Origin of the sequence: Streptomyces sp. NPDC090083 (genome assembly GCF_044747445.1) — a bacterium.
In the GTDB taxonomy this organism is placed as follows: Bacteria; Actinomycetota; Actinomycetes; order Streptomycetales; family Streptomycetaceae; genus Streptomyces.
In genome coordinates, this window is sequence record NZ_JBIVED010000001.1 from 1,013,571 (window position 1) to 1,033,885 (window position 20,315).

Genomic DNA, 20,315 nt, shown 5'->3' on the forward strand with positions numbered 1-20,315 from the left:
CGGCGGGACGCGGGGAACCGCGCGACCGGCCCCCACCGGCCCGCGCCCGGCCCACGGCCTCGCACCGGGGGTGACGCATGCCCGCTGAACCCCCCGGCCCCCGTCCCCTCGGCGGAGCCGTCCCGCTGGGCCCCGGCACCCCCGCCCGCAGACCCGCCCCCGAACCCCTCCCCGCGCCCCGCACCGCGGGCGTCCCCGAACATGTGACGGAGCCCTACGAACCCGTCCCCCTGGCCGCGGCCCCCGTCGACCCGAACGCGCAACTCCCGCCGGGTTTCGCCAAGTTGGCGGTGAACCGGGCCTACGACGAGAGCGGCCAGGAGGTCTTCTGGCTCACCGGCCACAGCGGCGACCTGGAACTCTCCCTCGACTCGGACGACACCCGCCTGCGCCCCAGCGGCCTCGCGCTCAGCAATCTCCGTCCCGACGGCTTCCCGCCCACCGAGATCTTCCGGGCGGTCGCCGAATGGTCCGGCCACCAGCAGGACGTCGTGCGCTGGATCAACGAACTCCGCGCCCGCTTCGGCCCCGACCTGCACCTGGTGATCTGGGACGACACCGACTACGACATCCCGTGGGAGATGCTGCGCCTCACCGGCGGCCGGGACCTCGGCGTGGACGACGGCATCCTCGGCGCCCTGGTGACCGTGGTCCGCTGGACCACCATCCGCGAGGCCGGCCGCACCCCCTTCAACGAACCGGCGGTCTGCTCGGGCCATGTGCTGGGCTACTACGCGGAGGAGATGCGCCGGGACGCCGCGGTCTTCGAGAACTTCGAGCACCGGGGCCACTTCGGCACCACCCGCACCTTCCTCACCGAACTCGCCCGCCCGAGCCTCGGCGCCGGTCTCGTCTACATGGGCTGCCACGCCACCCACGGCCCGAACCTCTACAAACTCAAGCTCGGCACGGTCACCTGGAACGAACTCAACGACCTGGACATGTCCGCACTGGACGGCCGCCGCACCCTGGTGTGCCTGAACGCCTGCCACTCCGCCCGGTTCGTGAACAACCGGCCGCTCGGCGAGAACGCCCTGCGCGGCTTCGCGGAGCTGTTCCTCCGCAAGGGCGCGGGCGGCTGCATCGCCACCTCGGGCAAGGTCGGCGACGACGTGGCGCACACCCTGATCCGCGAACTCGTCGGCCGCCTCTGCGCCGATCCCGAACTGCCCGTCGCCCGCGCCCTGCGCGACTTCCGGGCCGCCGCCGTCGCCCGGCTGCCCGATCCGCTGCCGTACGTCTACGGTGACGACGACCGGTTCGACGCCGAGGGGCAGCGGCAGATTCTGCCGATCCTCTACAGCTTCATGTTCCTCTACTTCGGACACCCCTTGACCACGCTGCGGCTCAGCGTCCGCGCGCAGGAGGCGAGGACATGAGCGGCGACCCCGCTGCGTTGATGATCGAGCCCCTGGTGGGCTGGCCCCGCAAGGCCCAGGCGGGGCAGAGCTATCTCGTCACCGTCGACCTCAACGGCCCGGCGGCGCCCGAGGACTGGCCGTACGACGAGGAGGAGTTCGACTTCGGTATCTCCCTGGACGGCTCCCGCCGCTTCGTGTGCGAGGCGCTCAACGAACCGAGCGTGGTCCTGCACCGCTTCGGCGGCACCTACGGCCCGGCCCGCTTCGTGATCAAGGCGAGCCGCGCGCCGGGCCCGGGCACGATCTGGCTGACGATCAGCAACCGCTGGGGTGTCCCGGTCCGCACCGTCGAACTGCCCAGCGAGATCGTCGCGGACGCCGTCACAGGACAGGGACATGTCGTCGTGCCCGCGCTGAACGGCAGGACCGCCGCCCTGCCCGCCGAGCACACCGTCCCCGGCCGGCGCACCGGACGCCGTCCCGTGTCCGGCGTCTGGTCGCCGCACCACATCACGATCAGCTACGCCGGCACCGACCGGGCATGGGCCGTGTGGACGGCGCGGCAGCTGGAGCGGCACGGCTGCCAGACGTTCCTGCTGCGCTGGGACCCGCCGCCCGGTGTGCCGCTGACCCGGCTGCTGTCCGATCTCCTCGCCGCGCCCGGCCGGGTGCTGCTGCTGCTCGACGAGGAGTACCTGCGGCTCGGCCGGCGCACCGAGCCGGAGTGGAGCGAGGCGCTGGGCACGGTGGTCGGCGCGGACCCGGACCGGTTCGCCGCCGTGGACCTCTCCGCCCGCACCCTGCCCCCCTCGACCGCCGTACTGGGGCCGGTCGGTCTGCGCGAACTGGACCCGGCCGAGGCGCTGCGCCGCCTGCTGACCACCCTCGACCTCCAGGACGCCCGCGCGGAACCAGAGGACGAGTCCGTCGCCCCCCGCTTCCCGGACGCGCCGCCCGCCGTGTGGAACGTGCCGCGCCGCAACTTCCGCTTCACCGGCCGCGACACGGTCCTGGAGGAACTCCGGGCCCTGTTCGAGAACGGCCCGCCGTCGGGCGCCCGGGTCGCCCTGCGCGGTATCTCGGGCGTCGGCAAGAGCCAGATCGCCGTCGAGTACGCGCACCGGTTCGCCAACGAGTACGACGTGGTGTGGTGGATCAGCGCGAGCTTCCGCGCGACGGCCCGCCAGCAGTTCGCCGACCTCGCCGAACCGCTCGGCCTCGCCGACAGCAGCGCGCTGCCGGAGCGGGTCCGCGCGGTCCGCGAGGCGCTGCGCACCGGCCGCCCGCACCGCCGCTGGCTCCTCGTCCTCGACGGCACCGACGACCTGGAACAGGTCTACGACCTTCTCCCCGAGGCCGGCGGCCATGTCGCGGTGACGACCCTCACGCAGGGCTGGGCCGCGTCCGACGGGGTCGCCGAAGTACAGGTGGAGCGGTTCACCCGGGCGGAGAGCATCAGTTACGCGCGGCGGCACGTGGAGCGGCTCACCGAGGACGAGGCCGACCAACTCGCCGACGCCGTCGAGGACTTCCCGCTGCTGCTGGCCCAGACGACGGCGTGGCTGGACGCGAACCGGATGTCGGCGGCCGAGTACATCGGGCTGCTGCGCCGGGGCGACGCCGACGAGATCGGCATCCAGACCCTGCCGGACTACCCGATCGGCTTCCAGGCCAGCTGGGCCCTCACCCTCGACTCGCTGGAGCAGGACAGCCCCGAGGCCACCGAACTCCTGCGCCTGTTCGCGATGTTCTCCCCCGGCTCCATCCCGGTACGCCAGCTCCAGCGCGCCCGCCCCGGCGATCTCCCCACGCTCCTGGCCGAGTTGGCCGCCGACCCGGCCCACTGGCTGGGTGCGCTCCGCCGTCTGTCGGAGTCGACGGCCGTACGGATGGACTACGTCCAGCCCTCGGACAGCGTCGGCTACGTGGACAGCGTGGAGATGCACCGCCTCTACCACCGCTTCCTGCGCCGCACCCTCACCCCCGGCGAACGCGACGAACTCTCGGCGGTCGCCTGCCGGGTGCTGGTCTCGGCGGACCCCCGCTCGCCGTCCGAGGTCGCCAACTGGCCCGTGTACGCGGAGCTGTTGCCGCATCTGCACCCGTCGGGCGCCCTGGAGAGCTCCGAGGCCGCGGTGCGCGAGCTCGTCCTCAACTGCATCGAGTACCTGCGGCTGCGCGACGAGGAGAGCACCGGACTCACCCTGTGCGAACAGGTGCTGGCCCGCTGGCGGATCCGGCTCGCGCCGACCCATCCGTCGATGCTGGTCCTCGTCCACCAGCACGCCAACATGCTGCGCCGGTGCGGCCGTTACCGTGAGGCCGAGGCCGTCGGCCGGGCCGTCGTCGAGCAACTCGCCGAGGAGCGGCCCTCCGACGACCTCGACCTGCTGCGGGCCGAGGCGGGCCTCGGCGGTTCCCTGATGGCCCTCGGCCTCTTCAAGGAGGCCCACCAGCTCTTCGAGGACGTCTGGCGCGCCTACGACGTCCTCGACGGCCCGGAGGCGCCCCGCACCCAGGCCTGCCTCAGCAACCTCGGCGTCGCCCTCGGCCTCCTCGGGCGCTACCAGGAGGCGGCCGACGTCCACGCCCGACTTCTCGTGCTGCGGCGGCAGTCGTTCGGCTCCGACCACCAGTCGACCCTGCTCTGCGGCCTCACCTACGCGCGCTCGCTGCGCCTGCTGGGACGCCACCAGGACGCCACCGCGCTCCAGGGCGTCAACTCCCTGCTGCACCGCCAGACCATGGGCGACCACCATCCGCAGACCCTGGCCGCCCTGCACAACCAGGCGCTGTGCCTGCGTCGTTCGGGCGACGTCCCGGCCGCCGCCGACCTGCTGCGCAGTCTGGTCGAGCGGTGCCGGAACCTCCAGGGTGTCCGGCATCCGATGACCCTGATGGTCCAGGCCGACCACGCCTCCTTCCTGCGCTCGCACGGCGACCTCGCCGAGTCCGCGGAGCTGACGGACGCGGTCGCCGACGGCTACCGGCATCTCCTCGGCGACGACCACCCGTACACGGTGGGAGTCCTCGGCAACCGGGGCCTGCTGCTGTGGCTCGGCGGCGACCGGGCCGCCGGGGCGCGGCTGATCGAGCAGGCGCTGCGGGGCATGACGAACACGGTGGGCGCCGACCATCCGTGGACCCTGGGCTGCGCCCTGAACGCGGCGGCGGTCCGCCGGCTGTCCGGGCGGCCCGACGAGGCGGCCGAGCTGCGCCGGGAGACCCTGTTGCGGGCCCGCGAGGCCGTCGGCCGCGACCATCCGCTCGTCCGCGCCTGCGAGGACGCGTCGGGGGCGGGAGCGGACGCGCCGCCGGGCTGGGACTTCGAGCCCCAGCCCATCTGACGCCCGCTTCACCCGGCCGGAACCGCCGTGCCGGGCCCGGAGATCGGGGCCCGGCCTCAGTGCGCTGTGCGCACCCTGTGAGTCCGCTGATTCTCATCGGCCGCTCAGTAAAGGCTCAGCGACGGCACAGGCGGGGACCGGAGAGTCACCGTCATGAACGCACAGAACGCGGGAGGCGTCCGGCAGCGCTCGGTCGAGATCGTGGTGCCGCCCGGACAGCCGGCCGTACGGCGGGGCGCCAGGCGGGAGTTCGTCTCGCGCTCCTCCGACCTCCTCCTCAAGGCAGGCCTCGCGGCCCGCTTCTCGGACGCGCGGTGCGGCTTCGAGGCCGTCCGCACCGACGTGTTCCTGGCGCTCGCCCAGCGCAACGGACTCCGTATCCACGAGGTCCCGGTCGACCGGACCGACGACCCGGACAGCCGGGTCGACATCGTCCGCACCGCCCTCGACGACCTCAGGGGCATGCGCCGGATGTTCGGGACGTCCGTCACCGGCCGCGCCCGCATCGCCGCCGTACCCCGCCGTACCCGCACCACCACCCCTGTCCTGCCCGTCGGGGCGCCCGCCTCTTCCGCGGAACACCTGGAGTACGCGTCATGACGACCCTCGCCCCGCCCTCCCGCCAGGAGGGCACCCACCGCTCGCACCGCGCGGGCCCGCCGGCCGACGGCGGCCTGAACTCCCGTGCCAGAAGGCTCTTCACGGGCCCCGAGGACGACCCGCGCTGGGCCCGCCCGGCCCTGTGGGCGATCCTGCTGCTGGCCACCGCCCTCTACGCGTGGAACCTGACCTCGATCACCGGCAACACCTTCTACGACGCGGCCGTCTACAGCGGCACCAAGAGCTGGAAGGCGTTCTTCTTCGGCGCGCTCGACTCCGGCAGCTTCATCACGGTCGACAAACCGCCCTTCGCCCTCTGGGTGATGGGCCTCTCCGCCCGCGTGTTCGGCTACGGGAGCTGGCAGTTGACGCTGCCGATGGTCGCGGCGGGCACGGGCTCGGTGGCCCTGCTGTACCGCCAGGTGAAGCGGGACTTCGGGGCGGTGGCGGGCACGGTCTCCGCGCTGGTCCTCGCCCTCACCCCGATCACGGTCGCCATCACCCGTGACACCAACCCGGACCCGATCCTGGTCCTGCTGATGATGCTCGGCGCCGCGGCCCTCATGAAGGCCGTCCGCAACGGAAGGCTGCTGCCGCTGGTGTGGTCGGCGGTCGCGATCGGCTTCGCGTTCAACACCAAGATGATGCAGGCGTACGTCGTCCTGCCCGCGTTCTTCCTCGTCTACCTCTGGGCCGCGAACGTCTCCCTCGGCAGGCGCCTCCGCAACCTCTCCGTCGCCACCGTCGCGCTGGTCGTCTCCAGCGCCTGGTGGATGGTGGTCGTCGACCTGATCCCCGCCTCCTCCCGCCCCTACATCGGCGGCTCGACGGACAACACGGTGTGGGACCTGGTCATCGGCTACAACGGCTTCGGCCGGATCTTCGGCGCCTCCTCGTCGGTCGGCTCGCAGGGCAACGGGGCCTCGTTCGGCGGCAGTTCGGGCCTGTACCGGATGTTCAACGAGATCATGGGCGGCCAGATCTCCTGGCTGATCCCCTTCGCGGCCATCGCGCTCATCGGCGGACTGGTGCTGCGCGGCCGTGCTCCTCGCACGGACGCCCGGCGCGCGGCCCTGCTGCTCTGGGGCGGCTGGTTCGTCCTCCACTTCCTGACCTTCTCGCTGGCCGAGGGCACGTTCCACCCGTACTACGTCACCGCCATGGCCCCCGGTATCGCGGCCCTGGCCGGAGCGGGCGGGGTCCTGCTGTACCGCGCCTTCCGCGAGGGTCAGGCGGCCAGGTGGGCCTGGGTGCTCCCGGCGGCGATCGCGGCGAGTTCCGTCTGGGCGGTCGTCCTGCTCCAGCGGGTCTCCGGCTCCGGCACGGTGTACACGGTCGCGGAGATCGTGGTCGCCGCGGCGGGCGTCGCGTCCGTGCTCGGGCTGCTGGTGGGCCGGTTCACCGGGCGCCACCGCCTGCTGGGCCTCGCGGCACTGGCCGCGGTCGTCGCCCTCCTGGCCGGTCCCGCGGCCTACTCGGTCTCGGCGGCGACATCGTCGACCAACGGCACCAACCCGACGGCCGGGCCCAGTTCGGGCGGCGGCATGGGCGGCGGCGGTGGCGGCATGGGCGGCGGTGGCGCCCCGGGCGGCATGAAGTCCGGCACGAAGCCGAGCGGTTCGGCCCCCTCCGGCACCGACTCCGGCTCGAAGCCCAGCGGTTCGGCCCCCTCGGGTACGCGGCCCAGCGGTTCGGAGTCCGGTACGCGTTCCACCGGTGGAGGCGGTACGGGCGGCGGTACGCAGGTCTCCTCCGCGATGATCACGTACCTCAAGAAGCACCAGGACGGCGCCACGTGGCTGCTGGCGGTGTCCACCGACCAGACGGCGTCCTCGATCATCCTGGAGTCGGGACAGCCCGTGATCTCCATGGGCGGCTGGTCCGGCAGCGACAACGCGATGACCCTCGCCAAGCTCAAGTCCCTCGTGAAGTCCGGGAAGTTGCACTACATCGTCGTCAGCAGCGACGGCGGCCAGGGCACCAACTCCGCGATCACGACCTGGGTCGAGGCACACGGCACGGCGGTCTCCGCGTACAGCGGCCTGTACCGCCTGGACGCCTCCGACGTCAGCTGATCCCCTCCCCGGACCGCCTGTCCCGACAGGAAGGGCCGCCGGTGACCCCGGCGGCCCTTCCGCGTGCCGTGCCCCGCTAGGCGGCAGCCGCGTCCTCCCGTACGACCGGAAACCCCGCCGTACGCCGGACCCGTCGCCCGGTGTCGACCGCGAACACCTCGCAACCGGGCCTGGACGCGGCCCAGTCGACGCCCTTCGGGCCCAGCGCGAAGGCCGCGGTGGCGGTGGCGTCCGCCTCGGTGAGGGAGGCGGAGACGACGGAGACGCTCAGGAGGCCGGTCGCGGGGGTGCCGGTGCGGCCGTCGAGGATGTGGTCGCCGCGTTCGTAGCGGGCGGAGGTCGCCACCGCGCCGTCGGTCAGCTCCAGGACCGTGCAGAGCCGGTCGGCGTGTTCCGGGTGCCGTATGCCCACGCGCCAGGGGCCGCCGGACACGACGACGTCGCCTCCGGCGTTGAGGACGAAGCGGCGGGCCCCGGCCGCGGTGAGGAGTTCCGCCGCGCGCTGCACCGACCAGCCCTTCACGACCGCGCAGGGGTCGAGGGGGCGGCCGGGCAGGCGGACGTCGAAGGCGCCGCCGGTCGCGGCACGGTACCGCTCGCAGAGGCCGAGGATCTCGGTCAGGTCCGCGCTGAGGTCGGCGAGTTCGAGCTCGCCCCGGTCGTACCGGGAGACCTCGCTGTCCGGGCGGAACGGGCTGAAGCGGGCGTCGACCTCGCGCAGCCACGCGAAGAGCGCGTCCGCCACCTCCTGGCCGATGCCCTCGTCGTCGACGCGGAGCGACACCGGGAAACCCATCACGTGCTCGACTCGGCGCATCTCAGGCGCCCTTGGCGTCGATCGCGGCCTGGAGCGACCGGACGTAGGCGTCGCTGGTGATCGTGGCGCCGGACACCGTGTCGATCTTCGCGCTCTGTGCCGTGAGGGTCTCCTCGATCAGCACCGGTACCGCCGCTCTGGTCTGCGGGTGGTCCGGCTGCTGGAGCATGCTCACCGAGCCGATGGTGTCGCCCTCGAAGGTCACCTGCACCTGCACGGTGCCCTTGGAGGTGTTGATCGCGGTGCCCCGCACGACCGTCTTCGAGGACGTGGACGGCGCGGTGGCGGAGCCCGACGGCGCCGGGGAGGTGGCCGTGGGGGTCGGTGTCGTCACCGTGGCCGGCGGGCTCGCCGAACTCGTCGTCGTCCCGATGGACGGCTCGTAGCGCCACACGGGGATCAGCCCGGCGACGGACAGCACCAGAACAGGTATGACTCGCTTCACGATATGTCTCTCATCCCGCCAGGCTGAAGCGTTCGAAGTGGATCTGCCGCTTGGGCACGCCCAGGTCGCCGAGGCTGCGCAGCACCGCGTTCATCATCGGCGGCGGTCCGCAGAGGAAGACGTCGCGGTCGGCGATGTCCGGTACCAGCCGGGCTAGTTCGCGCGGGGCGAGCTTGTCGGGGACGGGCGGACCCGTGACCAGGTGGAGCTGGGCGCCCTTGGCGTGGGCGAGTTCGGCCAGTTCGCCGTAGAGGACGGCGTCGCGGTCGGTGGCGACGCGGTAGATGACGACGGCGTGGCCCTCCAGGTCCTCCAGCAGGGCGCGGATCGGGGTGACGCCGACGCCGCCCGCGATGAGCAGTGACTCCGGCCTGGTGCGGTGCAGGGTGGTGAAGGCGCCGTAGGGGCCCTCGGCGAAGACGCGGGTGCCGGGCCTGAGGTGGCACAGGGCGGCCGTGCCCGCGCCGGCCGTCTTCGCGGTGAGGCGCAGGCGGGTGCCGTCGGGGGCGGCGGAGAGGGAGAACGGGTTGGCCTGCCACCAGCGGTCCTTCGTGAGGAACCGCCACAGGAAGAACTGGCCGGCCCGGGCCGGGAGCCGGTGGAGGTCGCGGCCGGTGATGTAGATCGAGACGACGTTGTCGGACTCGGGGACGACCGCCTCGACCCGGAGCCGGTGGCGGAGGTTGCGCCACAGCGGGAGGATCACGCGGCCCAGGGCCACCGAGCCGAGCGCGACGCCCCACACCGCGTACCAGTAGGCGGTGGCGGCGGACGACGCGGTGAACGTCGTGCCGACCGCGACCTGGTGGGTGAAGGCGAGGACCACCGCGACGTAGGTGTAGAGGTGGATGAAGTGCCAGGTCTCGTAGGCGAGCCGGCGGCGGGCGTAGCGGGCGGAGGTGGCGCCGATGACGAGGATCAGGGCGAACGCGACGAGCGCGCGCAGGATGCCCTCGGTGGTCTCGGCCAGGTCGACGACCTCGCCGACGGGCCCGGTGCCGATGCCCTGGGCGTAGCCGAAGGCGATGAAGACGAGGTGTCCGAGCAGCGTCCAGAGCAGGGCGAAGCCCGTCCAGCGGTGCCAGGAGGTCAGCCGGTCCATGCCGATCCGGCGGTCGAGCCAGGGCAGCCGGGCCACCAGCAGCAGCTGGAAGGCCATGACGAGGGCGCCGTAGAGGCCCAGTACGCGGCCGATGACGATGAGGGTGTTGGAGGCGAAGCCTGCTTGGACGAAGAAGACGGTCACCACGGCGACGTTCGCGGCCAGCACGGCGTACAGGCCCGTGCGGGCCACCACCCTGGGGCGTATCGCCGTGGGGGGCGCAGGGGGTGATTGGACGGTCGTCACGGACGGCAGCTCCTTGATCGGGTCCTGGGATTCGAGCTTCACCTCGCGGGGCTGTCGTTTTCCTGTCGTACGACTTTCAAGTGGCTGTCGATGTGGGTGGGACGGTGACGCGGGTCTGGTGTCCTGCGGCGTGTGGCGCAGTATGAGCGGGTGGACAAAGTACGACTCCTCGTCGTGGACGACGACCCGCCGATCGCCGACCTCGTCGCGACGGTCGCCCGGTACGAGGGCTGGGAGGCCGCGTGCGCGTACTCCGGTGAGGAGGCGCTGACCCTGGCCGCCGAGTTCCAGCCGGACATCGTGGTGCTCGACCTGATGCTGCCCGGCCTCGACGGCTTCGGTGTGCTGGACCGGCTGCGCCGTTCCGGGACGATGGTCCCTGTGGTGTTCCTCACCGCGCGGGACGCGGTCGCCGACCGGGTCGCGGGGCTGACGCGCGGTGGTGACGACTATCTCGTCAAGCCGTTCGCGGTGGAGGAGCTGATGGCGCGGCTGCGGACCGTGCTGCGGCGCAGCGCCGGGCCCGGTTTCCCGCGCTCCGTGCTGCGGGTGGCGGATCTGACGATGGACGAGGACACCCGCGAGGTGCGGCGCGGCGAGGGGCTCGTCACGCTCACCCCGACCGAGTACGAGGTGCTGCGCTATCTGCTGCGCAAGTCGCCGACCGTGCTCACCAAGGCGCAGATCCTCGACCATGTGTGGGAGTACGGCTTCGGCGGCCGGTCCAATGTGGTGGAGCTGGTGGTGAGCAGGCTGCGCCGCAAGCTCGACGAGGGGCACGAACCGCTGATCCACACCGTGCGCGGCTTCGGCTACGTGATCCGGCAGGCCGCCGGGTGATCGGGCGGCTGCGGGAGAACTGGCGCCGGCTGCGGCTGGGCACGCGGCTCGCGCTCGGGCTGGGGGCGCTGGCCCTGGTGGTGTTCGCCGTCGTCGGCACCGCGCTGACGACCTACATGCGGGACTATCTGTCGGCCCAGCTCGACGACCAGCTCGGGCTCGCGCAGAGCGCGCAGTCGAAGTCCATCGTGGCGAACGGCACGCTCCAGGGGAAGAAGTACTACCGCTGGTACTACGCCGTGTACGACGTCAAGGACGGTACCCCGGTGCTCCGCGAGCCCGAGGAGAGTTCGGACCTGCCGGCGGACATCGGCGACCTCACCGCCGTGGCGCGGGCCCAGATCGCCGCGGGCACGGAGGTGCTGCGCACCAGCGACCTCACCGGCGAGGGCGAGTTCCGGCTGCGCGGCTGCGCGGTCGAACCCGGGGTGGTGCTGGTCAGCGGCGCGCCGATGGACGCGATCGACGACACGGTACGGCAGCTGGTGATCATCCAGGTGGTGGCCTTCGGGCTGGCCCTGCTGACCCTGGTGGTGCTCGGCCGCAGGCTGCTGCGGCGCGGGCTGCAGCCGCTGAGCGACATGGCGCACACCGCGCACGGCATCGCCTCGCACGATCTGACCGAGTCGGCGGCCCGGCTGCCGCTGCGCGCGGACGAGCGGGGCGGCGGCCCGGAGGTCGAGGAGCTGCGCACCGCGTTCAACACGATGCTGGAGCACATCGACGACTCGCTCGCGGTGCGCGCGGAGGCGGAGCAGCGGCTGCGCCGGTTCGTGGCGGACGCCTCGCACGAGCTGCGGACGCCGCTGATGTCGGTGCGCGGCTACGCGGACCTGTTCCAGTACGCGGCGGCCAACGTGCCCGAGGAACGGGAGCGGCACCTGGCCCGGCTGCGGGCCGAGGCCGCCCGCATGGGCGTCCTCCTCGACGACCTCCTGCTGCTGGCCCGGCTGGACGCGGCCGACGTGGAGACTCCGCTGCGGCCGGAGGACGCGGACCTGGCGGAGCTGGTCGAGCAGGCGGCGGACGCCTTCCGCGCCGGGCACCCGGACCATCCGCTGACGGTGGCGGTCGGGGAGCGTCCGGTGCGGCTGCGGGTGGATCCGGTCCGGATCCGGCAGGTGCTGGACAACCTGCTGACCAACGCGGCCGTGCACACCCCGGCCGGTACGGCGGTGTCGGTGACGCTGTCGGCCGCCGCGGGCACGGCGTCGGTGCGGGTGGCCGACACCGGGCCCGGCATCCCGGAGGACGACCGGGCCCGGGTCTTCGACCGCTTCTACCGGGTCGACAAGGCCCGCAGCCGCGACCGGGGCGGCAGCGGTCTGGGCCTCGCGGTGGCCCGGTCGCTGGCGAAGGCGCACGGCGGCTCCGTCGAGCTGGCGTCCGGGCCCGGCGCGACGGTCTTCACGGTGACGATCCCGCTGGGGGCCGCGTCGGCGCGGTGACCGCGGACGGTGTGCCGTCGCTCGCTCTGGCTCCTTGAAGGGCTTGTGCCTACCATGGGTGACGTGTCGTCACCTGAGGCTCAGGACCATCAACTGACTCTGTTTCAACGGCAGTTACCGCGCTCCGTAGCCCAGAGGCCGCCGTCACATCCCGCGCCACACGTTGTCGTACGCCGCGTCCTCGACGGTCTTCCGCTGCCGTACGGCCTCCAGTTCGGTCACCGCGTCGTGGACCACGGCGATGACCGTGTCCAGCGACTCGTCGGCGAGCTTCGCGGAGTCCTCGTCGGACACCTCGCGGATACCGGCGGCGGAGGCGAGTTGGGCGAGCACGGGCTCGCCCTCGGCCCAGCGGTCCGCGGCGTGGCTGCGGGCCGGCGAGTCGACCAGGGCCGTCCGTGCGGTGCGGACCGGGATCCAGCGCCCGCGCTGCCGGGCCACCAGCCCCTCCGACTCCAGCGCGGCGAGATAGGCGGAGGAGAGGCCACGCCCCCGCCGCCACAGCCAGTTCTCGACCGACTCGTACGGCGTCTCCCGTACGAGGGCGGTCGCCGCCTGGTCCAACAGGCCGTCCTCCAGCGGTACTTGGGGGTTCGGCACGATCAGGTCGCCGTCCAGTACGACGGCTTCGGCGGCAAGGAGGTCGACCACCTCCGCGCCGGCGAGTGCGAGCGAAAGGTCACCCGTCTCGACAGGGCGGTCGGGTGCGACATCCATGGCGACGATCATCAGGTCCCGCGGTGTGCTCATGGGTGCCAACCTAGCGCGGCTTATGCGAGGAGGCATCGACACCCAACGTTTACATAATCCTGTCCCGCCGTCAGTGGTGTTTCGGGACTGTGAGCCCCGGATGAATTGCGGAGGCTTTTGGACCGCTTGCGCCACTGCGGCCGACGGGTGTGCCCTCTGAAGGAAATTGGCAGGTTTTTCGGGTGTTTGGGGGCCGATTCAGGCTGGCCGGATCACTGCCGTCCATCAGTTGATTGCCTAGGCGTTGTTGACCGACGAGTAACTGAGGGCTAGCTTTCAATCAGCCATCCCGCGCCTTTGTGATTCCATTCGGCGCTGCGGCCGAAAACCCCCCACCGTGCAGTTTCACCGTTTATTCGGAGAATCATGACGTCTGTCGCGCACGCCGAAGAACTGATCATTGGAATCACCCCGTTCCATGAGCCGGACGCCCGGCTCGCGGCGGCCGTCAGCGGTGCCGGCGGGTTGGGCGTACTGGACCTGGGACAGGGCGACCGAAGATCCGGGGAGGCCTTGGCGCGCGTCCGGCGCTGGTCCCCGGGCCCTTTCGGGGTCCGGGTCGGACCGCACTGCCGGACCGGTCCGGGTGACCTCACCGCGGGCCCCGGAGCCGTCCCGCACACCGTCGTCCTCGCGGTGGACGCGCCCTGGCGGGTCGACGAGGTCGGCGCGCGGCACCGGGTGCTGGTGGAGGTCACCGACCTGGACCAGGCGCTGACGGCGGTCCGGGCCGGTGCGCACGGACTGATCGCCCGGGGCGCCGAAAGCGGCGGCAGGACAGGCGAGTTGAGCACCTTCGTACTGCTGCAGCAGCTGCTCTCCGAACCGGCCGTGGACGTCCCGGTCTGGGCCTGCGGCGGCATCGGTCCCCGTACCGCGGCCGCGGCCGTGGCGGGCGGCGCCGCCGGGGTCGTCCTGGACAGCCAACTCGCGCTGCTGGCGGAGTCGGGCCTCCCGGAGACGGCGGCTGCCGCGCTCCGCTCGATGGACGGCTCCGAGACCACGGTGGTCGCCGGTCACCGCGTGCTTCTGCGACGCGGCCCCGACGCCCCGCGGGTCCCCGCCGACCGGGTCTCCGCACTGCTCGGCGCCCGCGACCCCCGCACCCAGCTGCTGCCGGTCGGCCAGGACGGCTTCCTCGCCGCCCGGTTCGCCGAGCGCTGGGGCGACGTGGGCCGCACGGTACGCGAACTCACCGCCGCGGTACGGGAGTCGGTACGGGACGAGAGGCCGGCCGACGCCCTGCGCGCGGGCTCCCCGATGAGCCGGGCCCTCGGCACCCGGCTCCCTCTCGCCCAGGGCCCGATGACGAGGGTCAGCGACCGGGCCGACTTCGCCGCGGCCGTCGCCTCCGCCGGTGCGCTGCCGTTCATCGCCCTCGCCCTGTCGACCGGCGAGCAGTCGCGGACGGTGCTGGCGGAGACCCGCGCCGCGGTGGGCGACCGGCCCTGGGGTGTCGGAGTGCTCGGCTTCGCGCCCGAGGAGATGCGCAACGCCCAGCTCGAAGCGGTACGCGAACTCGGGCCCACCCACGCGATCATCGCGGGCGGCCGGCCCTCCCAGGCGGAGGCGCTGGAGCGGTCCGGGATCGCCACCTTCCTCCATGTGCCCTCGCCGGGGCTGCTGCGGCAGTTCCTGGACGCCGGTGTCCGCCGGTTCGTGTTCGAGGGCTCCGAGTGCGGCGGCCATGTCGGACCGCGCGCCAGCTTCCCGCTGTGGGAGGCCCAACTCGCCGTCCTGGACGACTTCTTGGCCACGGCCGAGGCAGGCACGGCGGAGCACGTCGAGGTGTTCTTCGCGGGCGGCGTCCACGACGAGCGTTCGGCGGCGATGGTGGCCGCGCTCGCCGCACCGCTCACCGCACGCGGCGCCGCCGTCGGCATGCTGATGGGCACCGCCTACCTCTTCACCGAGGAGGCGGTGACGCGTGGCACGGTCCGGCCTCTCTTCCAGGACCAGGTGGTCCGGGCCACCCGGACCGCGTTGCTGGAGACCGCGCCCGGTCACGCCACCCGCTGCGTGCCGAGCCCGTTCAGCGACGACTACCTGCTCTTCGAGGCCGAGTTGCGCGAGCAGGGCGTCCCGGACCGGGAGATCTGGGAGAGGCTGGAACGGCTCAACGTCGGCCGGCTCCGCATCGCCAGCAAGGGCGTCGAGCGGGACGCGGCCGGTGCGCTGACCTCCGTCGACGAGCAACGGCAGCTCGCCGAGGGGATGTTCATGGCCGGCGAGGTCGCCGTGCTGCGGTCGGCGACCACCACGATCGACGCCCTGCACCGCTCGGTCACCGAGGGCGCCGCCGACTTCCTGGCCGACGGCGCGCGAACCGCCCGCGCCCGCCTGGGAGTCGCGGAGACGGCCGGGCCGGAGGCCCCGGCCCCGCTGGACATCGCTGTAGTCGGCATGGCGTGCATGTTCCCGCAGGCCCCCGACCTCCCCACGTTCTGGGCGAACATCCTCGGCGGACGCGACTCCGTCGACGAGGTCCCGCCCGACCGCTGGGACCCCGCCGTGCACTACTCGGCGGACAAGGGCGGCGCCACCCCGTCGAAGTGGGGCGGCTTCCTCCCGCGCATCCCCTTCGACCCGCTGCGCTACGGCATCCCGCCGGCCTCCCTCGGCAGCATCGAACCGGTCCAGCTGCTGGCCCTCGAAGCCGCCCGGCGCTCCCTGGAGGACGCCGGATACGGCGACCGGGGACGGGAGTTCGACCGCGCCCGCACCTCCGTGGTGTTCGGCGCGGAGGCGGGCAGCGACCTGTCGAACGCGACGACGCTGCGCGCGGTCCTGCCCTCGTACTACGGCACGATCCCGCCCGGCGTCGAGGAACAGCTCCCCGCGCTCACCGAGGACTCCTTCCCCGGCATGCTCTCGAATGTCATCTCGGGCCGCATCGCCAACCGGCTCGACCTCGGCGGCGCCAACTTCACCGTCGACGCGGCCTGCGCGTCCTCGCTGGCCGCCGTCGACGTCGCCTGCAAGGAACTCGTCGGCGGCACCAGCGACGTCGTGCTGTGCGGGGGCGCCGACCTCCACAACGGCATCAACGACTACGTCCTCTTCTCCTCCGTGCACGCCCTCTCCCCCACCGGCCGCTCCCGCGCCTTCGACAGCTCGGCGGACGGCATCGCGCTCGGCGAGGGCGTCGCCTGCGTGGTCCTCAAGCGGCTCGCGGACGCGGAGCGCGACGGCGACCGGATCTACGGCGTGATCAAGGGAGTCGGGAGCTCCAGCGACGGCCGCTCGCTCGGCCTGACGGCACCGCGCCCCGAGGGACAGCGGGCGGCGCTGGAACGGGCGTACCGCAACGCGGGCGTCTCCCCCGCCGAGGTCGGCCTCGTCGAGGCGCACGGCACCGGCACGGTCGTCGGCGACCGCACCGAACTCTCCATCCTCAGCGCGGTGTTCACCGAGTCCGGTGCGCAGACGGGCCGTTGCGCGCTCGGCTCGGTCAAGTCGCAGATCGGGCACACGAAGTGCGCCGCGGGACTCGCCGGTCTCATCAAGACCGTGCTGTCCCTCTACACCGGCGTCAAGCCGCCCACCCTGCATCTGAAGGCGCCCAACCCGGCGTGGCAGGAGGACAGCAGCCCGTTCGTCTTCCACGCGCGGCCCCGGCCGTGGGCGGCCCCCGCCGGGGAACGTGTCGCAGGGCTCAGCGCGTTCGGCTTCGGCGGCACCAACTTCCACGCGGTGATCGGGGGGTACGACGAGGCCGTACCGCCGGCCCAGGGACTGGACGCCTGGCCCGCCGAACTGTTCACGTTCCGGGGAGCGGACCGGGCGGCGGCGCGGCGGGGCGTCGAGGAGATCCTCACGCTCGCCGAGACCGGCCACTGGAGGCTGCGGGACCTCGCGCTGAGTGCGTCGCGTCGGGCGGACGCCCGGCTCGAACCGGTCCAAGTGGCCGTCGTGGCACGGGATGTGGAGGAGCTGACCGGACAGCTGCGGCGGGCGCTGGACGGTGAGCGGGATCCGGGCGCCGGTATCCACCTCGGCGAGGCGGGCGCGGACCCCGGCAAGGTCGCCTTCCTCTTCCCCGGCCAGGGCAGCCAGCGGCCCGGCATGCTCGCCGACGTCTTCATCGCGTTCCCCGAGCTCCAGCACTATCTGCACCTCGGCCGCGACCACGCCGACGCGCTCTACCCGCCGACCGCCTTCGACGACACCGCCCGTGACCGCCAGCAGGCCGGACTCACCGACACCCGGGTCGCGCAACCCGCCCTGGGCATGGCCGGGTTGGCCGCCCACGCCCTGCTCACCGAGGCGGGCGTACGGCCGGACATGGCGGCCGGGCACAGCTACGGCGAGCTGGTCGCCCTGTGCGCGGCCGGCGCGATCACGCCGGAGGCGCTGCTGGAGCTGAGCACCGAACGCGCGGCGGCGATCCTCGACGCCACCGGCACGGCCGACCCGGGCACCATGGCCGCCGTGGCCGCCGGTGCCGAGGACGTCGCACAGGCCCTGAAGGCGGCCGACGCACCCGACTCCGTTGTCGTCGCCAACCACAACTCCCCCTGCCAGAGCGTCATCTCGGGCCCGACGGAGGCGGTCGCCACCGCCGTACGACTCCTGCGCGAAGCCGGTCTCGGCGCCAAGCGCATCCCCGTCGCCTGCGCCTTCCACAGCCCGCTGGTGGCGGACGCCGGAGCCCGCTTCGCCCAGGCCCTCGCCCAACAGCCCTTCCTCGCACCCGAGTTCCCCGTGTGGTCCAACCGCACGGCGGCTCCCTACGGCGACGACGCCGACGCGGTCCGGTCCGAACTCGCCGCGCAGATCGGCTCTCCGGTCGGCTTCGTCGCGGAGATCGAGGCGATGTACGAGGCGGGCGCCCGGGTCTTCGTCGAGGCCGGACCCGGCTCCGTGCTCACCCGCCTGGTCGGCCAGATCCTCGGCGACCGCCCGCACCGCACCGTCGCCTGCGAGCCCACCCCGAACAGCGGGCTGCGCGGCTGGCTCGACGCACTGGCCCAGCTGGCCGTCGCCGGGGCCCCGGTGCGCACCGGCCGGCTCTTCCACGGGCGCGACGCCGTCGACGCCGCCCGGACTCCCGTGCCCTCGCGACCCGGCTGGACGGTGGACGGGCAGCTCGTCCGCACCGCCGCCGGAGCACTCCTGCCCGGTGCCCTCGCACCGGCCCGACGCGTTGTGGAGACGACTGTGACGACGAACCCTCAGGACGGTGCCCCCGCCGAGGCGAACAGGGACGCGCTCATCTCCGAATTCCTGCGCACCAGCCGGGAGATGGTGGCCGCGCAACGGGATGTGCTGCTGACGTACTTCGGCGCGGTACAGGGCACGGCACCGCAGGGCACCTGGATACCCGCACCGGCGGCACCGGCCGCGATCGAGGCGCTCCCGCGGACACCCGCCCTGCCGGCCACCGCGCCACCCGCACCTCAACAGCCCGCGCCCGCACCGCAGTCGGCCGCGCCTCAGGCGCCCGGGACCGTCACCGAGGCCGATGTGCTCCGGGTCGTCCTGGAGATCATCAGCGAACGCACCGGCTACCCCGTCGACATGATCGAGCCCGGCCTCGACCTGGAGGCGGACCTCAGCATCGACTCGATCAAGCGTGCCGAGATCGCCGGCGAACTGGCCGGGCGGCTGGGCATCGGCGGCGGGACGGACGTCGTGACGCTCGACGACGCCGAGCTGGAGGAGCTGGCGAAGGCCCGCACGGCGGCCTCCGTCACGGCCTGGCTGTCGGCCCGGCTGACGGCCCCCGAGGCGACGGAGGAGATTCCCGCGGCCGTCGGCGCACCTGAGGTCACCGCCCCGATCGCCGCCACCCCGCAGGACGAGGTCACCGGCGTCGCCCCGAAGCGCCTCCAACTGCGCCCGGTACTCCTGGCGCACCAGGACGGCGCCGGCCCGGCCGACCCTGCCTCCGTCCTGAACGGCCGGCGCTTCGTCCTCCACGGCGACGCGGACAGCGCCATCGCGCGGACGGTCGCGGCCCGCCTCACCTCCTACGGCGCCGACGCGCTGATCGTCGCGCCCGAGCACCAACTCACCGCCGCCGACGGCCGGGTGGACGGCGTCCTGTACCTCGCCCCGCTCACCGCGTCGGCACCGGTGCTGCCGGACGCGTTCCCCGTGCTGCGGGCCGCCCTGGGACGCGGCCCGCGCCAACTCCTCGCCGCGCACGAGGCGAACGGCGGTGCAGCGGGCCTGCACGGACTGTTCCGCACCGTCGCGCGCGAGTACCCGGACACCATCGCCCGGGTCGTCGAACTGTCGGACACCGCACCGGCCGCCGTCACCGACGCGCTGATCGCCGAACTCCTCGCACCCGACACCGAGCCGGTCGTGCTCCGAACCGCCGCCGGACGCCACGGACTCGAACTGGCCGAGGCACCGCTCGGCGCCCTCGCGACGAACGGCGCCGGACCCGCGGGGGACGGAGTGGCGGAGGCCGCGGCCATCGGGCTCGACCGTGACGCGGTGGTGCTGCTGGTGGGCGGCGGGCGCGGCATCACCGCGAAGTTCGCCGCCGCGCTCGCCGCGGCCTCCCGCTGCCGTATCGAACTGCTGGGCAGGACCGCCGCGCCGGCGGGACCCGAGGACCCGGCGACCGCGGGCGCGCACACCCCGGCCGCGCTGCGGGCCGCCCTCGCCGCGCGGGACGGTGGACTCACCCCCGCCGAGATCAACCGCACCGCCGAACTCCTGCTCGCCCAACGGGAGATCACGACCACCCTCGACGAACTCGCCGCCCTCGGCAGCCGGGCCCGCTACCACTGCGTCGACTTCCGCGAACCGGACGCCGCGCTCCAGGCGGTGAAGGAGATCCACGCCGAACACGGCCGCCTCGACGGTGTGGTCTACGCGGCCGGGATCATCGAGGACCGGCTGATCGCCGAGAAGACCACCGAGTCCTTCCAGCGGGTCTACGGCACGAAGGTCCAGGGCGCCGAGACCCTGTTGTCGGCGCTGGAAGAACTCCCCAACGGCCCGTCCTTCGCCGTCCTGTTCGGCTCGATCTCGGCCGTCCTCGGCAACCGCGGCCAGGTCGACTACGCCGCCGCCAACGACGCGCTGCAGAGCCTGGGCGCCGACTGGACGGCCCGGACCGGGCATCGCGCGCTCACCGTGCACTGGGGTCCCTGGGCGCCGACCGGCGGCCACCGCGGCATGGTCACACCGGAGTTGGGGCGCGAGTACGCCCGGCGCGGCATCTCGCTGATCGACCCCGAGGAGGGCACCGCGGCCCTGCTGCGTGAACTGGCCTGGGGCGACGCATCGGCCGGGGCCGTCGTCTACACCGCCTCGGGCTGGTAG

At 73.1% G+C, this 20,315-nt stretch carries 11 protein-coding genes; 7 read left to right on the forward strand and 4 right to left on the reverse strand.

Translation table 11 applies throughout. The features are described from left to right. Positions 1–77: 77 nt before the first annotated feature. The 4 genes from ACIPTO_RS04280 to ACIPTO_RS04295 all read left to right on the forward strand — a co-directional run bounded on the left by ACIPTO_RS04280 (position 78) and on the right by ACIPTO_RS04295 (position 7,383). Positions 78–1,379 (forward strand): CHAT domain-containing protein, encoded by a 1,302-nt coding sequence (locus tag ACIPTO_RS04280; RefSeq protein WP_366312203.1) that lies wholly within the window; start codon positions 78–80, stop codon positions 1,377–1,379. Then, entirely contained in the window at positions 1,376–4,708 is a 3,333-nt protein-coding gene (gene fxsT / locus ACIPTO_RS04285; RefSeq protein ID WP_401189361.1) for an FxSxx-COOH system tetratricopeptide repeat protein, read from the forward strand. The genes ACIPTO_RS04280 and fxsT overlap by 4 nt, the downstream gene beginning before the upstream one ends. Positions 4,709–4,861: 153 nt before the next feature. Beyond that, positions 4,862–5,308, forward strand: a complete 447-nt coding sequence (locus ACIPTO_RS04290) for a hypothetical protein (RefSeq protein WP_401189363.1) — start codon at positions 4,862–4,864, stop codon at positions 5,306–5,308. Continuing rightward, positions 5,305–7,383: an ArnT family glycosyltransferase gene (locus tag ACIPTO_RS04295; protein WP_401189365.1), complete on the forward strand. Its 2,079-nt coding sequence runs from the start codon at positions 5,305–5,307 to the stop codon at positions 7,381–7,383. Before ACIPTO_RS04290 ends, ACIPTO_RS04295 begins: the two co-directional genes overlap by 4 nt. A gap of 76 nt (positions 7,384–7,459) precedes the next feature. On the opposite strand, the gene ACIPTO_RS04300 is transcribed toward ACIPTO_RS04295, so the two are convergent. From ACIPTO_RS04300 to ACIPTO_RS04310, 3 genes are read right to left on the reverse strand one after another with little or no spacing between them, the layout of a single operon-like run. Next, positions 7,460–8,200 (reverse strand): FAD:protein FMN transferase, encoded by a 741-nt coding sequence (locus ACIPTO_RS04300; RefSeq protein WP_401189367.1) that lies wholly within the window; start codon positions 8,198–8,200, stop codon positions 7,460–7,462. Position 8,201: 1 nt separating this feature from the next. Continuing rightward, entirely contained in the window at positions 8,202–8,645 is a 444-nt protein-coding gene (locus tag ACIPTO_RS04305) for an FMN-binding protein (protein WP_366312213.1), read from the reverse strand. Between the two features lie 10 nt (positions 8,646–8,655). Further along, positions 8,656–9,993, reverse strand: a complete 1,338-nt coding sequence (locus ACIPTO_RS04310) for a ferric reductase-like transmembrane domain-containing protein (protein ID WP_401189703.1) — start codon at positions 9,991–9,993, stop codon at positions 8,656–8,658. Between the two features lie 150 nt (positions 9,994–10,143). Here ACIPTO_RS04310 and ACIPTO_RS04315 point away from each other — a divergent pair, with 150 nt between their 5' ends. Together ACIPTO_RS04315 and ACIPTO_RS04320 are read left to right on the forward strand one after the other, a co-directional pair. Further along, positions 10,144–10,833: a response regulator transcription factor gene (locus tag ACIPTO_RS04315; protein WP_401189369.1), complete on the forward strand. Its 690-nt coding sequence runs from the start codon at positions 10,144–10,146 to the stop codon at positions 10,831–10,833. Beyond that, positions 10,830–12,281, forward strand: a complete 1,452-nt coding sequence (locus ACIPTO_RS04320) for a sensor histidine kinase (protein ID WP_401189370.1) — start codon at positions 10,830–10,832, stop codon at positions 12,279–12,281. Before ACIPTO_RS04315 ends, ACIPTO_RS04320 begins: the two co-directional genes overlap by 4 nt. A 144-nt stretch (positions 12,282–12,425) precedes the next feature. Here ACIPTO_RS04320 and ACIPTO_RS04325 read toward each other — a convergent pair whose 3' ends face one another. Beyond that, positions 12,426–13,031: a GPP34 family phosphoprotein gene (locus ACIPTO_RS04325; RefSeq protein WP_366312222.1), complete on the reverse strand. Its 606-nt coding sequence runs from the start codon at positions 13,029–13,031 to the stop codon at positions 12,426–12,428. Between the two features lie 366 nt (positions 13,032–13,397). On the opposite strand from ACIPTO_RS04325, the gene ACIPTO_RS04330 reads away from it, so the two are divergent. After that, positions 13,398–20,315 carry an SDR family oxidoreductase gene (locus ACIPTO_RS04330; RefSeq protein ID WP_401189371.1) on the forward strand — a complete coding sequence of 2,306 codons (6,918 nt, stop codon included), beginning with the start codon at positions 13,398–13,400 and terminating at the stop codon, positions 20,313–20,315.